This is a genomic window from Limnofasciculus baicalensis BBK-W-15 (assembly GCF_024178385.1).
Taxonomy (GTDB): Bacteria; Cyanobacteriota; Cyanobacteriia; order Cyanobacteriales; family Coleofasciculaceae; genus Limnofasciculus; species Limnofasciculus baicalensis.
Map to the genome: position 1 here is coordinate 1 of NZ_JAMZMM010000716.1, position 1289 is coordinate 1289.

Below are 1289 nucleotides of genomic sequence, written 5' to 3' on the forward strand. Positions count from 1 at the left end.
CACCAACAAATCCCCCATCCGCTAAAAACCCACCCACCCCAACACCAACAAATCCCCCATCCATTAAAAACCCACCCTACCAGCCACCCAACCATCCAATCATCCGCTTCTACAGCTTCGACATCGCCACAATAATAGAAAAACGCCACACCGGATTTTTCGGCAACAAAACCACCTGGGAAATCACCTGCCGCCGCAGTCGAGCCGAAGATTTTATCGAAGATTTAGGTAGCGGTGTCATCCTGGAAATGGTATCCATCCCCGGTGGTACATTCTTAATGGGTTCCCCTAATACTGAGGAAAATCGAAGTGACAGTGAAGGTCCGCAGCACTATGTTACAGTACCTCCCTTCTACATGGGCAAATTTACCGTAACTCAAGCTCAATGGAAAGCTGTGGCTGCCCTGCCCCAAGTGAATCAGACTCTCAATCCTGACCCATCCCGCTTTAAAGGTAATAATTTACCTGTAGAATCTGTAAGTTGGTTGGATGTTGTGGAATTTTGTGCTAGACTATCTAAAAAGACCGGACGCGACTATCGTTTGCCCAGTGAGGCGGAATGGGAATATGCTTGTCGTGCTGGAACAAATACGCCTTTCCATTTCGGCGAAACTATTACTCCGGATTTGGTGAACTATAATGGTAATTATCCATATCGTTCAGCACCAAAGGGGGAGTATAGAGTAAAAACTACTCCTGTTGGCAGTTTTCAAGTAGCAAATGCTTTTGGACTGTTTGATATGCACGGGAATGTTTGGGAGTGGTGTTCAGATAGTTGGCATGAAAATTATTCTGGCTCTCCTGTAGATGGGAGTAGTTGGAGTGAGAATGATAATCAAAAGCGACAGCGACTGTGGCGTGGTGGTTCGTGGGGCGACATCGGCAGGGATTGTCGTAGTGCTTATCGCGACTGGAATGAGCCAGGTGGCAGGTACAGCGTCATCGGTTTTCGCTTAGTTGTTTCCTAGGCGAGAATTCTTCTTTGCTCTTTTCCCCTCTTACCCTCTTCACTTTTTTCTTTTCTCTCTTTTGCCGCCTCTGGCGGTCGATTTTTTTTCTTTTTTTAGGGTATGGGTTGAGGTATTCGTTTTTTTTTTGTTCTAGGAGTCGTTTTTAGTGGGCGGGACTAATGCTGTTTCCTAGAGGTTTTTATTCTAGCACGGAATTGTGGTAATTGGGTGATGTAATTTCAGGTTATAGGGCGGCACGGTTTCCCATTATATAAGTGTAATGCAAATTGGGCAACGGATGGGTAACGGATGTGTCTCTTAGACACATCGGACGCTGCC

1 protein-coding gene is annotated in these 1289 nt (G+C 46.1%); it reads left to right on the plus strand.

Annotated features, from left to right (window positions below; genetic code table 11):
• Window positions 1-968 (plus strand): formylglycine-generating enzyme family protein (locus NJ959_RS29680; RefSeq protein ID WP_254015354.1); only part of this gene is annotated, 968 nt, incomplete at its 5' end.
• Window positions 969-1289 lie beyond the last annotated feature (321 nt).